Annotated in this window: 23 protein-coding genes; 11 read left to right on the top strand and 12 right to left on the bottom strand. The window is 41.9% G+C overall.

Going from position 1 to position 22,163, the window contains the following annotated elements:
• Positions 1 to 110: 110 nt before the first annotated feature.
• Positions 111 to 308, top strand: coding sequence for a hypothetical protein (locus tag ACM0OS_RS00305; RefSeq protein ID WP_414541153.1), 198 nt, complete (start codon positions 111 to 113; stop codon positions 306 to 308).
• 81 nt (positions 309 to 389) lie between these two features.
• Positions 390 to 866, top strand: coding sequence for a Tic20 family protein (locus ACM0OS_RS00300; protein ID WP_414541152.1), 477 nt, complete (start codon positions 390 to 392; stop codon positions 864 to 866).
• Here the strand turns inward: ACM0OS_RS00300 and ACM0OS_RS00295 are convergent.
• Positions 863 to 1,636 carry a fumarylacetoacetate hydrolase family protein gene (locus ACM0OS_RS00295; protein ID WP_414541151.1) on the bottom strand — a complete coding sequence of 258 codons (774 nt, stop codon included), beginning with the start codon at positions 1,634 to 1,636 and terminating at the stop codon, positions 863 to 865. The genes ACM0OS_RS00300 and ACM0OS_RS00295 overlap by 4 nt on opposite strands.
• A 395-nt stretch (positions 1,637 to 2,031) precedes the next feature.
• Between ACM0OS_RS00295 and rpsF the strand changes: the two genes are divergently transcribed.
• Together rpsF and ACM0OS_RS00285 are read left to right on the top strand one after the other, a co-directional pair.
• Entirely contained in the window at positions 2,032 to 2,379 is a 348-nt protein-coding gene (gene rpsF, locus ACM0OS_RS00290) for a 30S ribosomal protein S6 (protein ID WP_414541150.1), read from the top strand.
• A gap of 208 nt (positions 2,380 to 2,587) precedes the next feature.
• The gene (locus tag ACM0OS_RS00285) at positions 2,588 to 3,148 is read left to right on the top strand and encodes an Npun_F5560 family protein (protein ID WP_414541149.1); all 561 of its coding nucleotides are present in this window, start codon (positions 2,588 to 2,590) and stop codon (positions 3,146 to 3,148) included.
• Positions 3,149 to 3,441: 293 nt separating this feature from the next.
• Here ACM0OS_RS00285 and ACM0OS_RS00280 read toward each other — a convergent pair whose 3' ends face one another.
• Entirely contained in the window at positions 3,442 to 3,795 is a 354-nt protein-coding gene (locus tag ACM0OS_RS00280; RefSeq protein WP_414541148.1) for an STAS domain-containing protein, read from the bottom strand.
• 451 nt (positions 3,796 to 4,246) lie between these two features.
• Between ACM0OS_RS00280 and ACM0OS_RS00275 the strand changes: the two genes are divergently transcribed.
• Positions 4,247 to 4,876 (top strand): DedA family protein, encoded by a 630-nt coding sequence (locus ACM0OS_RS00275; RefSeq protein ID WP_414541147.1) that lies wholly within the window; start codon positions 4,247 to 4,249, stop codon positions 4,874 to 4,876.
• A gap of 97 nt (positions 4,877 to 4,973) precedes the next feature.
• Here ACM0OS_RS00275 and ACM0OS_RS00270 read toward each other — a convergent pair whose 3' ends face one another.
• Positions 4,974 to 6,176 carry an argininosuccinate synthase gene (locus tag ACM0OS_RS00270; protein WP_414541209.1) on the bottom strand — a complete coding sequence of 401 codons (1,203 nt, stop codon included), beginning with the start codon at positions 6,174 to 6,176 and terminating at the stop codon, positions 4,974 to 4,976.
• Between the two features lie 598 nt (positions 6,177 to 6,774).
• Between ACM0OS_RS00270 and ACM0OS_RS00265 the strand changes: the two genes are divergently transcribed.
• On the top strand, positions 6,775 to 7,458 hold the full coding sequence (locus tag ACM0OS_RS00265) for a response regulator transcription factor (RefSeq protein WP_414541146.1): 684 nt from the start codon (positions 6,775 to 6,777) through the stop codon (positions 7,456 to 7,458).
• A 95-nt stretch (positions 7,459 to 7,553) separates the two neighbouring features.
• On the opposite strand, the gene ACM0OS_RS00260 is transcribed toward ACM0OS_RS00265, so the two are convergent.
• The 4 genes from ACM0OS_RS00260 to murC all read right to left on the bottom strand — a co-directional run bounded on the left by ACM0OS_RS00260 (position 7,554) and on the right by murC (position 11,412).
• Entirely contained in the window at positions 7,554 to 8,039 is a 486-nt protein-coding gene (locus ACM0OS_RS00260; RefSeq protein ID WP_414541145.1) for a low molecular weight protein-tyrosine-phosphatase, read from the bottom strand.
• A gap of 92 nt (positions 8,040 to 8,131) precedes the next feature.
• Positions 8,132 to 8,479, bottom strand: a complete 348-nt coding sequence (locus ACM0OS_RS00255; protein ID WP_414541144.1) for a YbaB/EbfC family nucleoid-associated protein — start codon at positions 8,477 to 8,479, stop codon at positions 8,132 to 8,134.
• 362 nt (positions 8,480 to 8,841) lie between these two features.
• The gene (murB, locus tag ACM0OS_RS00250; RefSeq protein WP_414541143.1) at positions 8,842 to 9,840 is read right to left on the bottom strand and encodes a UDP-N-acetylmuramate dehydrogenase; all 999 of its coding nucleotides are present in this window, start codon (positions 9,838 to 9,840) and stop codon (positions 8,842 to 8,844) included.
• Between the two features lie 108 nt (positions 9,841 to 9,948).
• Positions 9,949 to 11,412 (bottom strand): UDP-N-acetylmuramate--L-alanine ligase, encoded by a 1,464-nt coding sequence (gene murC / locus ACM0OS_RS00245; protein WP_414541142.1) that lies wholly within the window; start codon positions 11,410 to 11,412, stop codon positions 9,949 to 9,951.
• Positions 11,413 to 11,810: 398 nt separating this feature from the next.
• Here murC and nadD point away from each other — a divergent pair, with 398 nt between their 5' ends.
• Positions 11,811 to 12,437, top strand: a complete 627-nt coding sequence (nadD, locus tag ACM0OS_RS00240; RefSeq protein WP_414541141.1) for a nicotinate (nicotinamide) nucleotide adenylyltransferase — start codon at positions 11,811 to 11,813, stop codon at positions 12,435 to 12,437.
• 117 nt (positions 12,438 to 12,554) lie between these two features.
• Positions 12,555 to 13,568 carry a type I glyceraldehyde-3-phosphate dehydrogenase gene (locus tag ACM0OS_RS00235; protein WP_414541140.1) on the top strand — a complete coding sequence of 338 codons (1,014 nt, stop codon included), beginning with the start codon at positions 12,555 to 12,557 and terminating at the stop codon, positions 13,566 to 13,568.
• Between the two features lie 164 nt (positions 13,569 to 13,732).
• Here the strand turns inward: ACM0OS_RS00235 and thiL are convergent, their stop codons facing one another.
• Together thiL and ACM0OS_RS00225 are read right to left on the bottom strand one after the other, a co-directional pair.
• Positions 13,733 to 14,746 carry a thiamine-phosphate kinase gene (gene thiL, locus ACM0OS_RS00230; RefSeq protein WP_414541139.1) on the bottom strand — a complete coding sequence of 338 codons (1,014 nt, stop codon included), beginning with the start codon at positions 14,744 to 14,746 and terminating at the stop codon, positions 13,733 to 13,735.
• Between the two features lie 73 nt (positions 14,747 to 14,819).
• Positions 14,820 to 15,926 (bottom strand): peptidylprolyl isomerase, encoded by a 1,107-nt coding sequence (locus ACM0OS_RS00225; RefSeq protein WP_414541138.1) that lies wholly within the window; start codon positions 15,924 to 15,926, stop codon positions 14,820 to 14,822.
• Between the two features lie 263 nt (positions 15,927 to 16,189).
• Between ACM0OS_RS00225 and efp the strand changes: the two genes are divergently transcribed.
• From efp to ACM0OS_RS00210, 3 genes are all read left to right on the top strand, one after another.
• Positions 16,190 to 16,747 (top strand): elongation factor P, encoded by a 558-nt coding sequence (gene efp / locus ACM0OS_RS00220; RefSeq protein ID WP_414541137.1) that lies wholly within the window; start codon positions 16,190 to 16,192, stop codon positions 16,745 to 16,747.
• 106 nt (positions 16,748 to 16,853) lie between these two features.
• A complete protein-coding gene (accB, locus tag ACM0OS_RS00215) occupies positions 16,854 to 17,408 on the top strand; it encodes an acetyl-CoA carboxylase biotin carboxyl carrier protein (RefSeq protein ID WP_414541136.1) in 555 nt (184 codons plus the stop codon).
• Positions 17,409 to 17,489: 81 nt separating this feature from the next.
• Positions 17,490 to 17,837, top strand: a complete 348-nt coding sequence (locus tag ACM0OS_RS00210) for an ArsR/SmtB family transcription factor (RefSeq protein ID WP_414541135.1) — start codon at positions 17,490 to 17,492, stop codon at positions 17,835 to 17,837.
• Between the two features lie 67 nt (positions 17,838 to 17,904).
• Here the strand turns inward: ACM0OS_RS00210 and ACM0OS_RS00205 are convergent, their stop codons facing one another.
• The 3 genes from ACM0OS_RS00205 to ACM0OS_RS00195 all read right to left on the bottom strand — a co-directional run bounded on the left by ACM0OS_RS00205 (position 17,905) and on the right by ACM0OS_RS00195 (position 21,888).
• A complete protein-coding gene (locus ACM0OS_RS00205) occupies positions 17,905 to 18,510 on the bottom strand; it encodes a GerMN domain-containing protein (RefSeq protein WP_414541134.1) in 606 nt (201 codons plus the stop codon).
• Between the two features lie 648 nt (positions 18,511 to 19,158).
• Positions 19,159 to 19,776: a class I SAM-dependent methyltransferase gene (locus tag ACM0OS_RS00200; protein ID WP_414541133.1), complete on the bottom strand. Its 618-nt coding sequence runs from the start codon at positions 19,774 to 19,776 to the stop codon at positions 19,159 to 19,161.
• A 264-nt stretch (positions 19,777 to 20,040) separates the two neighbouring features.
• Positions 20,041 to 21,888, bottom strand: a complete 1,848-nt coding sequence (locus ACM0OS_RS00195; protein WP_414541132.1) for an SUMF1/EgtB/PvdO family nonheme iron enzyme — start codon at positions 21,886 to 21,888, stop codon at positions 20,041 to 20,043.
• Positions 21,889 to 22,163 lie beyond the last annotated feature (275 nt).

Here is a 22,163-nt window from a genome sequence, read left to right as displayed (position 1 = left end):
CACAGTTTCAGCCTCATCTGGCTGCGTTCGTAATTTGCATATCTATAAAAGTGTGCCTAAGCTGGGGGAACAATGCGGGGTAAGTAATAAAAATGTACAGGAGGGATTCAATGTTAGTCATTTTAATGGACGAGCAAATCCTTGCTCCCGCTCAAGTTTGCCAATCTTGTCTACTGGCTGATGGGAGTGGTCAACCCCGTTGGCGTGGCGGTCAACTGCGATGCGGTCAAGCTATTCGCCAACTGAATGCACAGCAAGTAGAGCAGTATGAATGTATGATGGGTTTCCGAATTGCTTATGTAGAATAATCAGATATATCAGCAAGACTATGCAACTGCGTTATCCTAGGCTCAAGTCACTTTTAAAATTTAGCCAAAGGAGAACGCACAATGACTTGGCGTGGTTCTATAAATGTTTCTGACCGGATTTTTGCTTGTTTACCTTATTTACTGCCTTTAATTGAGGGTCTAGTTTTTGGTAGCTATCTGCTGAGACAGTTTCCTTTCCTGCAAGTCATATTAATCCCTTTAACTCCCATACTGGCAATTTATCAAGCAGTACCTTTTGCTAGCTTGATCGTCTTTTTTGCCTTGTTCTTATTAGTGGTAAGAAACGAAAAAATTAGTCACTTCATTCGTTTTAATACGATGCAGGCAATTTTATTCAGTATAGTTATATTTTTGTGTTCCATACTGCTGCAAATTATATCTCCGGTTCCTGGTGCTGGCTTTGCCATTGAAACTATCACCAACACCATTTTTATCGGCTTAATAGCAGCAATTATCTATTCTGTGGCCCAATCTCTGTTTGGGCGTTATGCAGAAATTCCGGCGATTTCTGATGCTGTTTATATGCAGGTGCGCTAGTAAGTGGTCACGGTGTTTTCCAGGCGACCAATGCCTTCAATTTCCACACGGACGCGATCGCCTATGTGCATCGGCCCTATACCCACTGGTGTACCTGTTAACACTACATCACCCGGCAACAGTGTCATCACCTGACTAATATAGGAAACTAACACCTCAGGGGGAAACACCATCTGATCAATACAAGCAGACTGCACTGGTGTAGGATCATCATTCAAAAAGGTCTGTAATCTGGCTCCAGGATTCAATTCTCGGACAATCCAAGGGCCTAAAGGACAAAACGTATCAAAACCTTTGGCGCGCGTCCATTGACCGTCTTTTTGTTGGAGATCTCGCGCTGTTACATCGTTAGCTATGGTGTAGCCCCAAATTTTGGTTTGGGCTTCTTCTACTGTGCAGTTACAAGTGCGATCGCCAATAACTAATGCTAATTCACCTTCGTAGTCTACCCGTTGCGACTGGAGCGGATACTTAATTTCTGTTTCCGAAGCAATGATAGATGAGGGCGGCTTGAGAAAAAGTAGCGGCTCACTAGGGACTTTAGTTCCCATTTCTTCAGCATGTTCTGTATAATTCTTCCCTACCGCCACAATTTTGGAGGGAGAGCAGGGAGTAAGAATTTGGTAGTTTTTTGGTTCGAGAATTAAGTCTATGGGTTCCCCTTTTAACCAGGGTGGAGCATCTAGCACCTGCACATTGAGGGATAGTTGTAGCAATCCATAGTAAATCTTGCCTTCTTGATTTTGAACTCGCACATAGCGCTGCGCCATAACCTTGATTAATATCCTTTTGTCTGCGATTGAAAGCTGTAAGCGGGTAGCATATTCAGTCAGTGATAGAGGCTTTAGCCCCAGACCGATTAGCTATAGTCTCAATTTGGGAAGCATACCCATTAGCTAAGTTGATAGCTTCATCAATTTGCTGGTGTTCACCAAAAAGCTAGTACCGATCATCGAAAGTTAAAAGTGAGCCAGCGCGGTGAGTTTAGCATTGCAGGAGGGTTAGGTTTTTATTTTTTGGCGGATTTGGCTAATGATTCAAATTGAAAACTGGTAAGATTATAGTTCCTTGTTGCTTTGATGTTGATCATTGCGGGTAACCTCCATGAGATTCCTGTATAAAATCACATCAGCAGCCCTTTCGTCCATAAGGAGACTTAAAAGCAATGTCCATAGTTTACGAAACAATATACATCCTACGTCCTGATCTGGGAGATGAACAGGTAGAGCAAGCGATCGCTAAATACCATAATTTGCTCCAAGAACAAGGTGCTGAAAATATGGAAATTCAAAATCGGGGCAAACGTCGTCTGGCTTATGAAATTAAAAAACACCGGGACGGCATCTACGTGCAAATGAACTACACTGGCCCTGGATCTGCGATCGCTCCTATGGAACGTGCTATGCGTTTGAGCGAAGAAGTGATTCGCTACTTGACTATTAAGCAGGATCTGCCAGAAGCAGAAGCAGACACAGCAGAAACAGAAACAGAAACAGTTGCTGTAACCGCCTAAGTTGTAATCTCATTACCAATGCTGAGTGTTGAGTTTTTTGACTCAGTACTCAGTACTGATTAAGGTAAATCTAAAAAAATTTTTACCAAGTAAGTTTTTCGGCATGTGGTTGGGAATGCTAAATTAACAAGTACTTCCTTAAGGCAGTACCATCGCAGTTATACCTAAAATTTAGACAAGCATTCGTCAATGGGAGCTGTAAGCCACTGTGAGCCAAACTGACACACCCAACATCCAAGCTCTCTCTACAGAGGTATCGCAGTTGCGCCAAGAGTTGCAGCTGCGTGATCAATTAGTGCAGCAGCTATCTCAAGAACTTTTCCGCTTGGTAAAGGGCAATGCTAATTTTATGCCCCAAAAATCCGAGCCTGAGTATGATACTACTCAATTGCAGGCATTGCAAGAACAATTGCAAGCTGTTGAGCAGCAAGTAACATTCTACCAAGAGCAAATTACTACTCGTGATACCGAAATTTACCAACTACGGCAGTCAGTACAAGAACTAACTGATCGCAGTCGGATGTTAGAGCAAGTGGTACAAGAGTTACCCCAAATTTACCGTCGTAAATTTGAGGAGCGTATGGCTCCAGTCAGAGAAAAAGTGGCAATGTTACAAAGGGAAAACCGTAAACTTCAGGCAGAATTACAAAGTGTGAGTTACCGTTTGGCAATTAAGACCCGCACCACGAGTCATAGTGGCATTGATTTGCCAAATTTTCCCCGTCCGGATTCTAGTCAAAACAATATTTCTACTGTACAGAATGCGTGAAGTACCAATAATAAACCACTTACCTCTAAGGAAGTGGTTAGCTTTTATATATTTAGCAGTCAGATGATTGGTGCAGTCAGGGTAGTAAATTAGACAAAATTTGTCTGAAATTGGTTTGCTTATTTCCTCCTGCACCTGTTGCCGATAAACATTAATTGACACCAATATTGCAATGTAAGTGTCAGTTCAATCGGCTAACATGAGACTGCGATCGCTGGCTATGATAAAGGAATTAGGAGAAGATTAAGAACTAAAAAAGCGATAAACATACCCCATCTATCTCAGGTAATAAATTAGCTCGCTATAGCCAGATCTTTATCGTTGCTGGCGGTGAAAATATCCTCGTAAGTATCAAAAATTTCAAAAACTGAATCTAGTTGAGTCAGTTCCAAAATTAATCTTACTGGAGCTTGCACGTTGCATAACACTAGGCGACAACCATTTTCACGTGCCGACGTTAGTCCATTGATCAAAGGTACTAATCCAGAACTATCCATAAAATCAACTTCTGATAAGTCAATAACCCAGAGTTGATCAGACTGGGGTGTGACTTCCCTCATCTGTTCGCTCAAAGTCATTCCACCCTGCAAGTCAATGCTGCCGTGGGGCTTAAATAAAACTACTTGCAATTCTTGTGAGATAGTCATGAATTTAACTAGGTAGTTGAAACACGTAACAGAACAGAAATTTGGCATAAATACTAGCTTATCTTTAACAGCAAAATATTGTTTGCTTCCCAAATTATAGGAATTCACATATCGGCTGCGGAAACAATTTAGTTCAGTACTTGTGCCGTATAATTTATTTTAACTTCCCTAAATATAGGCATAATCGCCTAATAATTTCGGTATCAACCGTATCTTTTACAAAATTTTTATATTTTCATCAGATTTTTATAAATTTTCCCTAATAATTATGTTTGAAGGATGTATTTGTGTTAATAACTCGTAAAGACTAAAGCGTCAATATTCAATATCTAATAAATAACATAAAAAACTAAAATATAAATTAAGTCTATATTATGGCTTGATTGACACCCCAGCCATAAACGAGCCAAGATATATGAAAGGTAAAAAATTGTAAAGGCGGCGGTGCGGGATGTCTCTTGAATTGATTTCACTAGAAAACATCCAAGAATTTGCCCACCAGTATGGTTACTGGGCAATTTTTTTGGGAATTTTGCTAGAAAATTTGGGCATTCCCCTTCCTGGTGAAACAGTAACCCTGGTGGGCGGGTTTCTCGCTGGCAGTGATGAACTAAGTTACTGGTTAGTACTTGGTGATGCCGTTGCAGGTGCTGTCATAGGGGGTGCTTGTGGCTATTGGATTGGTAAAATTGGTGGCTGGCCGTTTTTGCTACAAATAGGTAAACTCTTTCGGGTTTCCGAAGAGCGATTGCTAAATATTAAAGAACAATTTAGTGATAATGCCACTAAAGCTGTATTCTTCGGGCGGTTTTTCGCATTATTGCGAATTTTTGCAGCGCCACTAGCAGGTATAGCTGAAATGCCTTTTAGAAAATTCTTTGTATACAACTTAGCAGGAGCAAGCGCATGGGCTAGTGTGATGGTGACGTTAGCTTTTTTTGCTGGCAGAGTTATTTCTCTAGAACAATTAGTTGCTTGGGTGAGTCAATTTGCGATCGCAGCTTTACTAATTCTGGTGGCCTTGATTGGTATACCCATATGGCTAGAGTCCCGCCAAGTGAAACGAGCAACTAGTGAGTGAGAAGAGGCTAGGGGAAAGAGGCAGGGGGGCAGGGCGCAGGGTGCAGGGGGGAAATTTCTTCGTTACTCCCTACTTCCTACTCCCTACTTCCTACTTCCTACTTCCTACTTTGCTGCGCCCAAATGCGCGTGGGCAATCCCCAAATATAAATGAAGCCTTCAGCCGATTTGTGATCAAATTGGTCTTCCGAACCGTAGGTTGCTAAATCGGGGGTGTAGAGAGAATTATCACTCCAACGTCCGACTATGCTGGCGTTACCTTTAAAAAGTTTGACTCGTACAGTTCCTAAAACTCGTTCTTGTGTTTTGTAAATAAAGGCATCTAGTGCGTTTTTGAGTGGACTGTACCAAAGACCGTTATAAACTATTTGGGTATAAGTTTCTTCTATACCCCGCTTGTAGTGACTCACATCTGCCGTCAAAGTCAGACTTTCTAAATCACGGTGTGCCTGAATTAGCACTAACATAGCGGGTGATTCGTATATTTCTCGTGATTTGATACCCACTAGGCGGTTTTCAATCATATCAATCCGCCCAATGCCATGATTTCCTGCTGCCTGATTGAGTTGTTCAATTAACTCAACTGGTTTTTTAGGTGTGCCGTTGAGGCTGGTAGGAATACCCCCCTGAAACCCAATTTCAATGTATTCCGGCTCATCGGGAGTATCCGCGATCGCCTTGGTCATTTCATAAATTTCTTCTGGTGGTTCAGCAGCTGGATCTTCCAATACCCCAGCTTCTATGCTGCGACCGAGTAAATTTTTATCAATACTATAGGGAGAAGATTTTTTGACTGGTGTGGGGATGCCAAACTGCTCACCGTAAGCGATGGTTTCCTCACGACTCATGCCCCATTCCCTGGCTGGTGCGAGGATCTTCAAATTGGGATCAAGGGCCGCACAAGCAACATCAAAGCGCACTTGATCATTACCTTTACCAGTGCAACCATGAGCGATCGCATCAGCACCATATTTATGGGCAGCTTCTACTAGTATCTTGGCAATCAACGGACGAGCAAGAGCAGTCCCTAAGGGATAGCGATTTTCGTAGAGGGCGTTGGCTTGAATTGCGGGAAAAGCGTAATCTTTAACAAAACTATCTTTCACATCCGCCACAAGAGATTCACTTGCACCCGATTTCAGAGCTTTTTCTCGGATTGGCTCTAATTCATCTCCCTGACCTAAGTCTGCTGCCAGAGTAATTACTTCTTCTACACCCCACTCTTTTTTCAGGTAAGGAATGCAAACGGAGGTATCCACTCCACCAGAATATGCCAGGACAACCTTTTTGGCGCGACCCATGAGTTTGATTTCTCCAGTTAGGAAAACAAAGAATGAGTCATTATTATAAGTCATGCTGGCTAACAGCCTTGACAATCTCACTGCCAAACTGACGCTGGAATGGGATTTTTTTTACACAACACTATCTTTGGCAATTTGGTATTATATCAGCGTTATCCTCTGGACATTTTCCTTAAAGATTGCTTCCTGTTGAGTATTAATACTTGTGGCAAATATCAACCAGTATTGATTATGTTTGTTTTTGTGTATTTGATTTACACTTAAGACCAGCCAGACTAATTTTAGGTGAGTCGATCTTAGTGCTAAAAAATAATTTTAAAGTAAAAATTATTTACATTTGAGTCAGAAATAGTCATACACTATGGTTTCTTTATTAAGAAACATAAAATTATCTGTAACTTTTAAGCATTAGGAGTCGAATAGCGTTACAATTCGTTAACTCTTTCTAAGGATTTAAGATTTTCTTTATAAATCAACCTTCAGGCAGTCATAAGCTGTTAATCCTATGAAACATAAGAACACTATTTCTGCCTGTGTTAACTGTTGTAGCTTGTAAAAGCCAAATTCTGAGTAAAAAAATGCTAGGGGTGTACTGTCCATGCCCTTGACAATCCTTGTTGTGGATGACGACTTGGGAACTCGTCTGTCTATTAGTGACTATCTTGAACTGTCTGGCTACTCAGTGATCACAGCTAATGATGGTCAAGAAGCTTTGGCAATGGTAGATGATTACCATCCTGATTTGATAGTCACTGATATTGTCATGCCACAGATGAATGGCTATGAACTAGTCCGTAGAGTCCGTCAACAGCCAGTATTTCGGTTATTACCCGTAATTTTATTAACAGCACGCACAAAGACTCAAGAAAGAATTCTGGGTTACCAATCAGGGTGCGATTTGTACTTGCCTAAGCCTTTTGAACTAGAAGAGCTAGCAGCAGCAATTCGGAATCTCCTGGCGCGATCGCAAATTATTCAATCGGAGTACCGCTTTTCCCATAAAGAAAATTTGGGAGGTTCCTTTTCGACAAAAGAAATGGACAATCACAAATCTTTATCTACTCATATTCAGCAATCACATTTGCTGTCATCGTTGACTGCCAGAGAACAAGAAGTCTTAGAACTATTGACTCACGGTCTTTCTAATGCCGACATGGGCAGTCAACTACACCTAAGTCCCAGAACAGTGGAAAAATATGTGAGCAGCTTATTAAGAAAAACTGCCACCAGCAACCGAGCAGAACTAGTCCGTTTTGCCATGAAGCATGGCTTAGTGGATTGATCCTCTCACCGCCAGGCTGTCGCTGTGGCAGGAGATTCTTTTACAGATTCTGCACAAGCTAGAAATACTGTGTCTCCCACAGTATTTGCTCACATTTATGCTTGTAATTGATTGTTGGTAATGTGTTGAAGTAGACCTTCACAAGCATCCACAAGCAAATCGATGACCTGATTAAAGCCATCTACTCCGCCGTAATAAGGGTCGGGAACTTCCTTTAGGGTGTGTCTTGAGCAAAATTGACACATTAAATAAACTTTATGGTGATGCTGCCCAGTTGGATCAAGAGCGAGAATATTTTCATAATTCTCTTGATCCATTGCCAAGATCATATCAAAGTCATGAAAGTCTAATTTTTGAAATTGGCGAGCCTGACCACGCAGTTTAATTCCCAATTTGCTAGCAGCAGCAGCACTCATGCGTCGGTCGGGGGCGCTACCAATGTGATAACTTGATGTACCCGCAGAGTCACAGAAAATGTCATCGCCCAAGTCAGCCTGTGCGATGAGATGATTCATAATATTTTCTGCCGATGGCGAGCGACAAATATTACCCAGGCAGACAAACAACAGCTTGTAAGGCATAAATATTTTACTTGGTACCCATCAAAGGTCAAAAGTCTACAGTCATCAGTCTAATGGTAGATGACTAATGACTAATGACTAATGACCAATGATTAAAATCCAGGCAGTTCTAGTCCACTGGTCAAGTCTTCCATCCGTTCCCTCATCGTGGCTGTAGATTTGTTGTAAGCATCTTTCATGGCTACTGTTACCAGATCAGACAGTAGTTCCGCACCTTGTCCTAGAGCATCTGGGGCAATTTCTACGCGCTTGGGTTCTTGGTTCCCACTGACTATGACTTTAACAAGTCCACCACCAGATTCACCTTGAATTTCCATTTGCTCCAATTCTTCTTGAAGACGCTTTGCTCCTTCTTGAACTTGCTGCGCTTTTTTAAAAGCATCAGCTAGTTCTTTCATTTTTCCTAAGCCAAAACCAAATCCCTGTCCTTTACCTGTCATAATCGATTTTCCAAGTGTACGTTAAATAACAAAATCAAATTCAATTATAGATGCGGTCGGCAATTTGCCTCTTTTATTACCAATAATTAATCCTGGAGTTGGGGCGATGAGGGGGATGATGATGGTACAGTACAAGCCCAACTTCTTCCCCTAGCCCCTAGTACCGCTGCGCGGAAGTCGAAAGGAGCCAGTGCGTTGGGGAGACAGCGCCGTGGGCGGGTTCCCCGACTTGAGGCGACTGTCGTCGGGTTCCCCGACTTGTAGCAACTGGCGTTCAAAAATCAAAAGTCAAAAAGCTTATCAAACAAGCTGTTTAACGATTTTAAATGGTATGCCTATTTACGCCGTGCTGTACTAGTCCCTTAAGCAACTGCTTGAAACTCACCGATCATTTTGACTTCTGGCTCTAAGCAAATTGACCACCTGTCTTGTACTTGTTGTTGGATATGACGGATGAGATAAAAAATATCACTAGCCTTGGCTCCACCACGATTGACGATAAAATTAGCATGTAATAATGCTACTTGCGCTCCGCCAATTTGGTAGCCTTTTAAACCTGTTTGTTCGATTAACCACCCAGCTGCATAAGGTGTAGGGTTACGGAAGACGCTACCGCAACTGGGGAAATTGTAGGGTTGGGTAGTTAGACGATGTTTTTTGTGTTGCTTGGTTACTGCCAAAACCAATGCTGGATCAATACCTGGTTGCAATTGGAAGGTGGCTTGGGTAACAATGCGATCGCTACCTTGCAATGATGAAGTCCGGTAGCTGTAACCGATTTCGTCTGGGGTCAAAGTTGCTAAAGTACCATCTGACGAAAGTACCTGGGCGCTAACTAACATATCTGCGATACAGCTATTGTGTGCGCCGGCATTCATGACTACAGCACCCCCAACAGTTCCGGGAATACCCACAGCCCACTCTAATCCTTGCCAGCCTAATTTGGCAGCTTCCCATGCCAAGCTAGGAATTGATTCCCCCGCAGCGACGGTTAATTGGCCTGTCTGGGGATCAAAGTAGCTATGGCGGAGATGACGAGTAGAAATGACTAAGCCTGGTAAACCGCGATCGCTTACCAACATATTAGAGCCTGCCCCCAGTGTTGTCACTGATAACTCTTGTTCTTTTGCATACTCTAGACTGGCTTGAAGAGCTTCTAAATTATGGGGGGCAACGTACCATTCCGCTGCTCCCCCAACTCTATATGAAGTAAATGCAGATAAGGATGCTTGTGACTTAATCGCACAATCAGTACCTTTTAAGTAAATTATTTTACTTTCATTAGAATCTTCTGTTTTCTGCTTCTGTGCATTTGTAGCAAAAATTGTGCAGACATTTGCAGCTGCCTGGGATATTTTCATCTTTAGATCAATTTGTGAAATTTTTACATTTATTTGCTGTAAAAATACAGCAACAGGGTTAATCGATAAAATCCTTGCCAGAGTTAGACTTTATGCCTTTCTCTTCATCTAGGATGTAGCTGTCGCAGGTTCGCAAAGTGTAGTAATTATTTCAGGAATCACCTGATTTAAATTCCCAGCACCCAGAAATAATGCCAAATCTCCGGGGCGCAGCGTTTGCAGCAAGAACTCGCTCATTAGGGATAAATTAGGTTGATATAGCACTTGTGGGTGCTGTTTAGCAATTTCTGCTGCCAGTTGCTCACCGCTAATTTGCCCTAAATTGGGTTCTCCGGCGCTGTAAATATCTGTCAGCACAACTAAATCGGCGTAAGTAAATGATTCGGCAAATTCTTCTAAAAAGGTCAGTGTGCGACTATAGCGATGGGGTTGGAAAATAGCAACCACTCTTTGCCCTGGCCTTGCTTGCAGGCGTGCGGCAGCCAAAGTAACGCGAATTTCGCTAGGGTGATGAGCATAGTCATCAATGAAGGTAATGCCGTCAACTTCTCCCCGAAACTCAAAGCGACGTCTTGCACCTTCAAAGGTGGCAATACCCTTGGCAATCGCCCCAAATTCTAAGCCTACAACTCGACCAACAGCTACCGCAGCCAGAGCATTACTTAGATTATGCCGACTCAGCAGTCTTAATTTCAATACTCCTAAAGCTTTACCTTTCTCCAAAACTAAAGCTGTGGTGCCATCATGGCGATATTCAATATTACTAACGGTATAGTCTGCCTCTGTCTCTGGGTTGAGGCTGTAGGTGATTGTCGGTTTGAGGCGATCGCGTACCGTCTCACAATCAATACTACCTATGACGGTTTTACAACTAGATGCAAATGTTTGAAAGATGTCAATTACTTCTTCTAAGGTGTCATAGTGATCAGGATGATCAAGTTCAATATTAGTAATAATGCCTATTTCTGGGGCGTGTTTCACCAGAGAACCATCAGATTCATCTGCCTCAGCTACCAGATATTCACTTTGTCCCAATCGAGCATTTCCTTCCCAAGCATTAACTTCACCACCTACAAGAATTGTTGGGTCTAAACCCGCTTGCAATAGCATATAGCCGATCATGCTACTGGTTGTAGTTTTACCGTGGGTTCCTGCCACTGCGATACTACGATAATCACAAATCAAGGCAGCTAGGACATCTGAACGATGAAAAATTGGACAGCCTAATTCCAGTGCTGCTTTGTATTCCAAATTATTAGCGTTAATTGCTGTTGAACAAATAACTTGAGGCAGTGTTGACTTGGTAACAGTAGGTAATATTTCTTGTGAGTTTAATAATACTCTATTAGCTGATTCACTAGAAACAAAGAATCCCAGATTACTGGCCTCTTGTGTTCCAAAAATATGTGTTCCGATAGATTCTAACTTGCGCGTAATATGATTTGGACGAAGGTCAGAACCTGACACTGGCAGTTGACGCTTGGCTAGAACGTATGCCAGGGCAGACATACCTATGCCACCAATTCCAATGAAATGAAATGGTCTGCCGCCAAAATCTACAAAATTACTCATTGATTGCTCCTCTTACACCACACCATAATCACAAATGACACGCGTATCATAACAGGAATTTGATTTTTACCGTAACTGTCCCTGCATCTTGTTTATACCCGATGTTTGGATTATTTTCCTCTGTTGTTTTGCTGATTGAGAATGATTTTACCTTTGTTGGAGGTTTTTGCTATTTCTGAACTCTTGTTAAGATTATTCGGAAAATTTCTGCTGTATCGGGACAGAAATTCTTGTAGTTTCAAATACATATTTCTCAATTCCTTACTGGTATTGGCTACTGTAATACATTGGTAGTGAAACAAGTTTTTAAATTCCATTAAGCTCAAACGTAAATTGAATAAAATAGTACATTAGTATTGAAAGTGTTTTTAATTGCATCAAGTCTAGGCATGAGATGAATGCAGCAAATAGCAATCTTTGGTGGCACATTTGATCCAGTTCATTGGGGACACTTGCTCATAGCTCAGACAGCTTTGTATCAAGTACCCCTAAAAAAAGTAATTTGGGTGCCATCACTCAATCCTCCTCATAAACAAGCGACTTTGTTTGAGCATCGCGTAGCAATGCTGCAATTAGCTACAAGAGATAACCCAGCGTTTACTGTTTCCCTAGTAGAGACAAATCGCTCTGGGAGTTCTTACGCCATCAATACCTTGATTGACTTATCTACTTTTTACTCAAATACTCACTGGTACTGGATTGTGGGTTTAGATACCTTCCAAACCTTACCCCGTTGGTACCGTGGACACGAACTAGCACCAATGTGTGATTGGTTAATCGCACCCCGACTGCTAGGTGGTGAGACTATAGCTCAAAGCGAGTTAATCTGCAAGGAAGTGGAGCAACAACTAAGGCAGCAGTCACCAACCATTCACTGGCAACTCTTGAATACACCTTTACTGGAACTTTCGTCAAGTCTTATTCGTAACCTTTGCCGCGAAGGCCAGTCAATTGACTATTTAGTCCCCGAAGGGGTTAGATCCTACATCATGATTCACAAGCTCTACTCAGGTAAACCTGAATAAAATATGTTTTTTTTTTATTGATCTAACACTTTCCGGTTATTAATACCCCCCCCCTTTGCGATATGATTGGGGTCAAAGATATCAATTTATAGGCATAAATACAGAGGGTAAGACACTGTGATTAGAGTCGCAATAAACGGTTTCGGGCGCATCGGTCGTAACTTTGCACGTTGTTGGGTGGGCAGAGAAAATAGCAATCTCGACCTTATTGCTATTAATGACACATCAGATCCTAGAACCAATGCTCACCTCCTAAAGTATGATTCAATGCTTGGGAAGTTAAAGAATGCTGACATTACGGCCGATGATAATTCAATCATCGTTAACGGTAAAACCATTAAATGCGTATCCGATCGCAACCCAGAAAACTTGCCCTGGAAAGAATGGGAAATTGATCTGGTAATCGAAGCAACAGGCGTATTTACTAGCAAGGACGGGGCACTTAAGCATGTGAATGCAGGTGCCAAAAAGGTTTTAATCACTGCCCCTGGTAAAAACGAGGATGGCACGTTTGTAATGGGCGTTAACCATCACGATTATGACCACAACAAGCACAACATCATCAGTAATGCCAGCTGCACTACCAACTGCTTGGCTCCCATCGCCAAAGTCTTGAATGATAAATTCGGGATCATTAAAGGCACAATGACCACCACCCATAGCTACACTGGTGACCAGCGTTTATTAGACGCTTCTCACCGGGATTTGCGACGGGCAAGGGCAGCAGCCATCAACATTGTTCCCACCTCCACCGGTGCGGCAAAAGCAGTAGCGCTGGTAATTCCAGATCTTAAAGGCAAGCTGAATGGTGTTGCATTACGGGTACCTACCCCGAACGTCTCAATGGTAGATTTCGTAGTTCAGGTTGAGAAGCGTACTATTACTGAAGAAGTGAACCAAGCTCTCAAAGATGCGTCCGAAGGCCCACTCAAAGGTATCTTGGATTACAGCGAACTACAATTAGTATCATCTGATTATCAAGGTAGCGACGCTTCTTCAATTGTCGATTCTAGCTTGACTTTAGTGATGGGCAATGACCTAGTAAAAGTAATGGCATGGTACGACAACGAGTGGGGTTACAGCCAGCGAGTTCTGGACTTGGCAGAACTAGTAGCCTCAAAGTGGGCTTAGTTATTAGTTATTAGCCCTTCTCTACGAGACGCTACCGCTGTAAGCGCAGCTATGGCGTAGGCTTTACGGCTGTGCTTCCTTCGGCTTACGCTCAGGACAAGCAGGGTAAATCATTAGTCATTGGTCATTAGTGAAGAACTTCAGTATTCACTTTTGATTATGGGCTATTGACAGAAATGTTGAAATCCCCGATTGAGATTTAAAACTTGGTCGGGGATTTTTTTATGTTTATCTTGTAGAAGTACTTGTGAACTGGCTGTAATCGTGCCGACTATAGCTGCACCATTACCTAATTTTTGTACTAAAGTATTTGCAGCTATTTCTGGTAAACACAGTACTAATTCAAAGTCTTCGCCACCGTAAAGAGCATATTCTAGCCCTTGTGCTGGTGTCACCCAGTGGCTAAAAGCCAATGGTAAAGGGATTTTTTGACTTTCGAGGATAGCACCAACACCACTTGCACGGCAAATTTGTAAAATCGCATCTGCTAAACCATCACTACTATCCATGCCGGCAATGGGAAGATGAGGGGATGGGGAGTAGGATTCGAGAATTGGCCAGAGTATGGGTAGGACATCTAAGCGTGGTTGTGGACGCTGATGGGCTTTGATTAAGCTGATATATTCTGCATCAGTCAAGTTTTGTTTGAGTTCGGGGTGCAAAAGCAGTTGTAAGCCAGCATGGGAGGCTCCATGAATGCCAGTAACCACGATCGCATCCCCTACTTGGGCAGCAGCACGACGGATAATTTGATGGGGATGAACTTGACCAAAGGCAGTGATAGATAGGGTCGTCACAGGCGATCGCACGACATCACCGCCAACAATTGATGTATTGTATTGTTGCAAGCATTCTGTCATTCCCTGGTATAAACGTTCTACCCAACTTACGCTTACTTCTCCAGGAAGTCCCAACCCCACAGTGATGCCTAAAGGAAAAGCCCCCATTGCCGCTAAATCTGATAAATTAGCAGCCGCAGCCCGCCAACCAGCATCTTCTGGGGATGTAGTGTCATGGCTAAAATGCACGCCATCAACCATCACATCCGTTGTCACTACCAAAGATTGTCCTGGTGCGGTTAAAAGTACTGCTGCGTCATCCCCAATTACTTCTGGGGGACAAAAGCTTTGCAATTTGGCTAAAAGACCTTGTTCGCCGATATCTTGAACTTTAGTCATTGTCATTGTCCCCGCTCGTAGTAGGCGCTTAAGCGCCTAATTAAGCACTAAAGTGCTGACTACGAACTAAATTTTACACTGCTTGTGGTTCAACTAAATTTTCGATGCCTTGAACTACAGTTGCCGATTCAATTTTGTCACCTGCTTTGAGTGTGTCCAAAATTTCCTTGCCTTCGGTGAGATAACCAAAAACGGCATAGCGTCCGTCTAACAGGTTGCGTCCGGCGGGGGTGAGTTCTGGCTCAAACAAAAAGAAGAAAAATTGTGAGGAACCACCATTTACTTCAGTTTCAGGGCGAGCCATTGCTAATGCGCCAAAGGAAGAAAAAGGCAGAACTGGCATATCAAGATAACGACCTGCTTGTTCTAGAGTAATGCCATAAGTCGGTTCTGCGTCACCTTCCACCAAAACTTCTAAGGGAATAGCACGGTATTTGCCAGTTTTGGGGTCAATAAAACCTACTTCTTTTCCTGGTGGATCTCCGGTTTGTAGTACGTAAGATTCTTCCGAACGGGTAAATTCTAAGCCGTCATAAAAACCTCGCTGTACTAAATCCACAAAGTTGCCAGATGTGACGGGGGCGCTATAACCATCTACCACAAGGGTTAACTCACCTTTGTTGGTTTTCATAGCCACGGTGGCCCGACCTTTGAGTTGAGGGAGGTTACTGTACTCAGTAGGCACTTCAAAAGGAAATTCCGTCACCATTGACTCTTCCAATTGAGTAACAATATTCAGCAGTTTGTTTCTGCCTTCGAGGATTTGTTCTTTATCTTTGGCTTTGACAGATTCTTGGAGTGAATCTACACCAGATTTTAATTCAGTAATCCAAGCTTCGGCTTGGGGTTGGCGTTCTGCGGGAACGCTTGCTAGGATTTGGGAAGGTTTATCGAGAACCCGGGATGCTTGACTGAGGTCTTTGGAAATAGCACCCCAGCGTCTATTGGCTCGCAACTGGGTGGAGATGTCTTCTAAACTGGCTTGCAGTTTCCGGACTGGTTTATTGTCTATCGGAAGTGCATACCTTAATAAAGCCTTGCCGTCAGTAATTGCATTTCCAGATGGCAGGGCGGCATTACTGGAAGGAGTCCAGCCAGCTGTATTTATGCCTAAAAATATTGTTACTAACAATATTGCCATTAGGCTGTTCTTCAGCCAGGATTTTAATATGTTAAACATGATGGGATGGCTCAAATGCAGCATCAAATTGTTCACTAGGCGTAACCCATCAACCATCTTCCCACAGTTAGGAGTGCTGAGTCAGGAGATGCGTAATTCGTAATTCGTAATTGTGTCATGAGTCAACTTCTTCTCCCCCTGCTCCCCTGCTTCTTGCTCCTGTTCCCAGTCCCCTTTAACTAAGTTACTCAACGATTAATGACTAATTACAACGCTGGAAGGGTACAATAAATGCCGATTGTCTTCCCAAATTTGCAAGTTTCATGATCTCTAGTAACGACTTTCGACCCGGTGTCTCAATTGTGTTAGATGGGTCTGTATGGCGAGTGGTAGATTTCCTCCATGTTAAGCCAGGTAAAGGTTCTGCTTTTGTCCGGACAACTCTCAAAAGTGTTCAAACTGGAAAGGTACTAGAAAAAACTTTCCGGGCTGGGGAAACAGTACCGCAAGCTACTCTAGAAAAAATCACGATGCAGCATACCTATAAAGAGGGCGAAGAGTTCGTCTTTATGGATATGGAAACCTACGAAGAAAATAGATTGAGCGTGGAGCAAATTGGCGATCGCGTGAAGTACCTCAAAGAAGGTATGGAAGTCAACGTTATTCGTTGGGGAGAGCAAGTGCTAGAAGTAGAACTGCCCAACTCGGTGGTTTTGGAAATTGTGCAAACAGATCCAGGTGTCAAAGGTGATACGGCTACCGGTGGTACTAAACCAGCCACCCTAGAAACCGGAGCTACTGTCATGGTTCCATTGTTTGTTGCTCAGGGGGAACGTATCAAAATTGATACCCGTGAGGATAAATATTTAGGCAGGGAATAAATTTAATTTCATCAGGGCAAATTCCGATTACAGTCCCTGCATCAGGGATTAAATCCCTGCCACACTTAAGATTCTTATTTACGGATAGGTCGAGGTAATAAAAACTGTGCCATTGGACTTTAATGAAATCCGCCAACTGCTGGCAACGATCGCGCAAACAGATATTGCCGAAGTAACGCTCAAAAGCGATGACTTTGAACTAACGGTGCGTAAGTCGGTTAGTTTTAGCAATCAATTTTTGTCAGTTAGTCAAGCAGCTGTAAGCGGTGTGGTTGGTTCGGGATTGACATCGGTTTCCCCAACTGGAAACCCAGCAACACCAAATCAAAATATGGAGGCGGTAACAGGTCGCTTAGATAATGCTGCAACTGCTTCTAGCGTGCAGATGTCAGCTAATTCCTCCTCCACGATTGACAAGAGACTAGTAGAAGTAGATTCCCCAATGGTAGGAACGTTTTATCGCGCTCCAGCACCGGGTGAGGCTGCTTTTGTGGAAGTGGGCGATCGCGTTCGTAGTGGTCAAACAGTCTGTATCATTGAAGCTATGAAGCTGATGAATGAAATCGAGGCTGAAGTATCTGGACAAGTAATGGAAATTCTTGTCCAAAATGGCGAACCAGTGGAATATGGTCAACCTTTGATGCGAATTAACCCCGATTAGGTATTAATGTATATATCAAGTGAGTCATTGATATCACAATGAGTCATTTGTAAAATTGTCTGTTCTTGCGGGTCAATCCTGATGAAACAAGCGTTGCCTGTACCACCGGAAGTGGTGCAACAAGTAGCCGAATACTTCAGCCTTTTAAGTGAACCGATGCGCCTCCGGCTGCTGCACTTACTACGGGATGAAGAAAAATGCGTGCAAGAATTGGTAGAGGCAACACAGACTTCTCAGGCTAATGTGTCCAAACACCTGAAAGTAATGTGGCAAGCAGGAATCCTTAGCCGCCGCAGTGAAGGGACTTGCGCTTACTATCGGGTGGAAGATGAAATGATTTTTGAATTATGTAATCGGGTGTGCGATCGCCTTGCCACAAGGCTAGAAAATCAAGCCCGCAGTTTTCGCGTGCTGAATGGCAAAAGCTAAGTCAGTTGTCAGTTATCAGTAAACACTGCCTAGACTGATAACTGATAGCTGATAACTGTTATCTGAACTAAAGTGGGTAATTTTCCTCGAAACTTTTACGAGTTAGTGGCTGTTGTAATTCCACCCCTTCACCGCCTAAAACATTCAACTGTTGACCATTGATGTCTATGTAAACTTTGGCGTTGGCATTTAAGGTGGTAGCTGTGTAAACGACTTGCCCGACACGTGCAACCATTGAAGTACTACCACCACCACTGGTAAATTCTTCAGATAAATTTACATGAACTTCATCATTTTCGGTTTTCAAACCCAACAACTTGGTTCCTTGGGGGATAGTGGTCGAATCTGTTCCTTCGGTTGGCCCGGCTAATAAAGTTTGGAAAGCTGTTTCTAACACTTGATTGGGCTGTGTAGCAGCTATTTGGACTGGCTGGGGAACTAAATCAACAGTTGTAGCTCTTGGTCTGAGCCAATAAATATTCGCTGTTTGTTCGTTACCTGGCTGGGTCGTTGATTGCTGAGGCTGTCTGATGGTTTGAGATGGGCTGGTTGGTGTAGGCGTCTGTTGTTGAGTGGTCAGCCAAGCTACTCCACCACCCACCGCCACGACTGCTGCGGAAACTGCTGCAATTACACCTGAAGAAATACGGTTAGATCCTTGTTGGTCGTTCATATTTTAAAACCTTTCTGTCTGAGGACTGAGATAGTGTTGTTCAGAGGAGCAGCCTGCTTAAAGACGATATAGATGCGTGGGGAGTTTCTTAAAAATCTAGAAATGCCTTGATTTGTGAAAATTGTGCTGAGTTGATCTTTTGCGTGTTTTCATACCAATTTTGGTTGCGACATTCGTCATCCTCTTGGTTAGACCATTTCAACAATTTGTAATTATGCACCCATCGTCACTTTATCTCTTCTTTAATTTTAGGTTGACTATTGTACTCCGTCACCTGAATCTTAATGTAAATATAATCGTTTATTGAAATACTGAGTTACGGGGAAGGTCTAGGGTAAGATATTTATAACTTGGCATCCTCACTATTGATGAAATTAAATGTTGCTAGGTGTGAAGTATCTAAATTTTTATGTTGTAATCTACTCTTTTAATATTTTAATCAAATTTTCAATACCAATTTCTGGCAAGGGGCAGATAGCAACTTAGCCACTACACTCTTTTTATATTTCCAATGCAAGTTTGAGCGCTACTATTGCAGCATCATAAATTTTTTGTTTTGCCTGTGGGAATTTTTGGATTTACAATAAGTATAGCAGGTTAAAATTTTACAATAAAACCCTTTGTAGTTTTGACTTAGAGGTAACGGTACTAATTCGCCTTTATTGCTACTCCTTTATATAAGTAACCCGGAATTTTTGGTAAATTTTCACCCACAAATTCTTCTAGCTGGACATTATCAAACTGGTACTCCACGAGTTGTCTAATATTACGATTAAAATGACAACCATCTCCAATAATTTTCTGTATTGGTGTTAATCGGTTTTGCCAAACTTGAATTTTTGGTTCATTACTCAATCCATGTTCTAAAAAAAAGAACTGTCCACCCGGTTTCAAGACTCGATATACTTCTTTTAAAGCCTGTTCAACTTTGGCAATGCTACATAAAGTAAATGTACTTACTACACTATCAAAGGTATTATCTAACATTGGTAAATTTTCACCATTCAAAACTTTATTATCGACTGTAATAGAGGATGATTGAATCCGCTTTTCTGCTAATTTATTAGCTCCTGGATTAGAATCAATTGTGACCAACTTTTCCAGTCCTTGAGGATAGTAAGAAAGATTTAAACCTGTACCAAAACCAATTTCTAAGACTTCCCCTTTGACTTGTGCCAAAATATCTTTTCTATATTTGGCAATATTTGGGTCAGATAGAGACCAATCAAGCAGATATGGCAGTATTTTTTGTGAATAAAATCCCATATGCTATTTCCATGTAAATTTATTGGCAAACTTGTAAATATTTATCTTACTCATGGACTTATTTAAGTGTTTATTATATGTCTATTGTATTACCTGCGGTATTTATGATTTTATATATAATCTCAAATTTTCTCACTGTTCGGCAGATCCGCTCATTCCATCAGCCATTGTAATTACGAACTTGCGGATAACCGAGTAAAGACGGAAAATCAAATCATGTATGGAGCGCAGCCATACCCGCAGGGGGTTAAAAAATTGGCCTGATCAAATTGCGGAAAAGACAACGCGAAAACCGCATATCCTCAATCCACCATCTGATTCATTCCAACTCCGGCTAGCACTACGACAAAGTTCTGCACTAAAATTCCAAGAACCGCCACGTAATACTCGGCGATAAACATCACCTTCGACTTCCCAAGCGGTTCCATCTGCGGGTGCGTCATGATAATTATTGTGCCAAGCATCAGCACACCATTCCCACACTAACCCGTGCATATCATATAATCCGAAAGCGTTGGCTACCTGAAAACTGCCGACATCGGTTGTTTCTTTACGGAATTTGCTTTTTGCTTCCCCACTATTAGTATCGCTACTACAGTTGACTAAATCAGAGGTGACAGTTTCGCCAAAGTGAAAAGATGTTGTAGTTCTCGCACGACATGCATATTCCCATTCGGCTTCGCTGGGTAAACGATATTCGCGGCCAGTTTTCTCTGATAGTCTGGCACAAAATTCTACAGCTTCATACCAAGATACATTTTCTACTGGTCGATTTAGACCTTTGAATTTAGAAGGGTAGGGATTTAAAGCTTGTTTGACTTTAGGTAAAGCTGCTACGGCTTTCCATTGTGCTTGAGTGATGGGAAATTTACCCATAAAAAATGGTTTGAGGGTGACTTTGTGTTGAGGACGTTCGTCAGCATCTCCTTCAAACTCTGGCGAACCCATCATAAAAGTATCACCGGGAATCGATACCATCTCTAGTGTAATTGACTTATTGAGAGCTTCTGCAAAGAATTTGGACTTGAGGCGATCGCGGTTGACTTCTCTTCCGGCTGTGTCTACTGTGACTACTTCAAATTCATAGGTTTCTAAAGCAGGTAAGGGAGGTGTGGTTTTTTTGGTTAATAGTGGTAATCGGATTAAGGTAGGATGAGAATTTACCGCAATTTTTGGTTCAACAACAGATTGTTTTGTAGCTTTCAAGTCATTGATAACTTCTGTAGCTGATTGATATCTTTCACTAGGTAAATGTTTGACTAATTTATTTAAGATTTTACTTAAATCTTCGCTGATAACAATTCCTTTTTTTTGTAAATATTCTCGCCATAACCAATGAGCATTCATGGCATCATAAAGAGGATCATTAATCTGTCCGTAAGTATCTTGTAAAGGCAAACATTGAGTTAACAGCCGCACGCAAGTTACGCCCAAGGAATATAAATCACTAGCATGACAAGGAAAACCAGCCATTTGTTCAGATGGAGCATAACCAATGGTATAAATAACCGTAGCTTGTCTAGCTAAACTAGTTTGTGTTACTTGTTTAGCACCACCAAAGTCAATTAATACTGGTTTACCATCACTTTGTCGCCGAATGATATTTTCTGGTTTGATATCTCGATGAATTACATTAGAGGCATGGATAAATTCAAGAACAGGTAATAAATCAGTTAACAGTTGACGAATTTGCTGTTCATTAAAGGGTTTTTGTTGAACTTCTGTTAATAGTGTTTGTCCTTCAATAAATTCTTGGACAAGATATAAACTAGAAGCTTGTTCAAAGTAAGCTAATAATCGGGGAATTTGGGTATGGTTTTCTCCTAATTCATATAGTCGAAATGCTTCTTCTTTGAAAAATTCTGCTGCTTTATTGCGTTGTGCTGTTCCTTGGACTTGCGGAAAAAATTGTTTGATAACGCAAGGAGCGTTAAGCCTATCCGCATCTTCTGTGGCGTAAGTTCTGCTAAATCCACCTTCTCCTAATAGGCTCAATACGCGATAGCGATTTCTGAGAAATTTGCCAAAGTTACTTTGTCCGCAACTCATGCAAAATCTGTTACCTTCAGGGTTGAATGGATTTGAGCAATTGGGATTTTGGCAGATTTGCATAATGAGGGGGAAATAGCATCTTTTCCAAAGTCAGCCCCAATACTATCTATCAAATTGAAAATATATATCTAGACCAGTAACTATGCACAAAGATACACCTGCATATATACTTACACTAGATAATATAAATGCAGTCATTTGATTTATTGATGTCTTGTTGTTGGGTACTTTTAAATATAAGTATATATAAGAATTATATATGAATTTATATATTTTCCTTACAGACAAAATAATAAGACAAAATTATTGAGTTTGTCAAGGGTATGCTCGTAGTA

The sequence above is a fragment of the Nostoc sp. CCY0012 genome (assembly GCF_963920855.1).
In the GTDB taxonomy this organism is placed as follows: domain Bacteria; phylum Cyanobacteriota; class Cyanobacteriia; order Cyanobacteriales; family Nostocaceae; genus Cyanocohniella.
Note: the sequence above shows the minus strand (reverse complement) of the source record. Positions and strands in the feature narration are given on the sequence as shown.

Coding starts and splice junctions, on each gene's coding strand:
- ACM0OS_RS00305 (WP_414541153.1), top strand. CDS start 111: ATGTTAGTCATTTTAATGGACGAGCAAATCCTTGCTCCCGCTCAAGTT.
- ACM0OS_RS00300 (WP_414541152.1), top strand. CDS start 390: ATGACTTGGCGTGGTTCTATAAATGTTTCTGACCGGATTTTTGCTTGT.
- ACM0OS_RS00295 (WP_414541151.1), bottom strand. CDS start 1,636: ATGGCGCAGCGCTATGTGCGAGTTCAAAATCAAGAAGGCAAGATTTAC.
- rpsF (WP_414541150.1), top strand. CDS start 2,032: ATGTCCATAGTTTACGAAACAATATACATCCTACGTCCTGATCTGGGA.
- ACM0OS_RS00280 (WP_414541148.1), bottom strand. CDS start 3,795: ATGACTATCTCACAAGAATTGCAAGTAGTTTTATTTAAGCCCCACGGC.
- ACM0OS_RS00275 (WP_414541147.1), top strand. CDS start 4,247: ATGTCTCTTGAATTGATTTCACTAGAAAACATCCAAGAATTTGCCCAC.
- ACM0OS_RS00270 (WP_414541209.1), bottom strand. CDS start 6,176: ATGGGTCGCGCCAAAAAGGTTGTCCTGGCATATTCTGGTGGAGTGGAT.
- ACM0OS_RS00265 (WP_414541146.1), top strand. CDS start 6,775: ATGCCCTTGACAATCCTTGTTGTGGATGACGACTTGGGAACTCGTCTG.
- ACM0OS_RS00260 (WP_414541145.1), bottom strand. CDS start 8,039: ATGCCTTACAAGCTGTTGTTTGTCTGCCTGGGTAATATTTGTCGCTCG.
- ACM0OS_RS00255 (WP_414541144.1), bottom strand. CDS start 8,479: ATGACAGGTAAAGGACAGGGATTTGGTTTTGGCTTAGGAAAAATGAAA.
- murB (WP_414541143.1), bottom strand. CDS start 9,840: ATGAAAATATCCCAGGCAGCTGCAAATGTCTGCACAATTTTTGCTACA.
- murC (WP_414541142.1), bottom strand. CDS start 11,412: ATGAGTAATTTTGTAGATTTTGGCGGCAGACCATTTCATTTCATTGGA.
- nadD (WP_414541141.1), top strand. CDS start 11,811: ATGCAGCAAATAGCAATCTTTGGTGGCACATTTGATCCAGTTCATTGG.
- thiL (WP_414541139.1), bottom strand. CDS start 14,746: ATGACTAAAGTTCAAGATATCGGCGAACAAGGTCTTTTAGCCAAATTG.
- ACM0OS_RS00225 (WP_414541138.1), bottom strand. CDS start 15,926: ATGTTTAACATATTAAAATCCTGGCTGAAGAACAGCCTAATGGCAATA.
- efp (WP_414541137.1), top strand. CDS start 16,190: ATGATCTCTAGTAACGACTTTCGACCCGGTGTCTCAATTGTGTTAGAT.
- ACM0OS_RS00210 (WP_414541135.1), top strand. CDS start 17,490: ATGAAACAAGCGTTGCCTGTACCACCGGAAGTGGTGCAACAAGTAGCC.
- ACM0OS_RS00205 (WP_414541134.1), bottom strand. CDS start 18,510: ATGAACGACCAACAAGGATCTAACCGTATTTCTTCAGGTGTAATTGCA.
- ACM0OS_RS00200 (WP_414541133.1), bottom strand. CDS start 19,776: ATGGGATTTTATTCACAAAAAATACTGCCATATCTGCTTGATTGGTCT.
- ACM0OS_RS00195 (WP_414541132.1), bottom strand. CDS start 21,888: ATGCAAATCTGCCAAAATCCCAATTGCTCAAATCCATTCAACCCTGAA.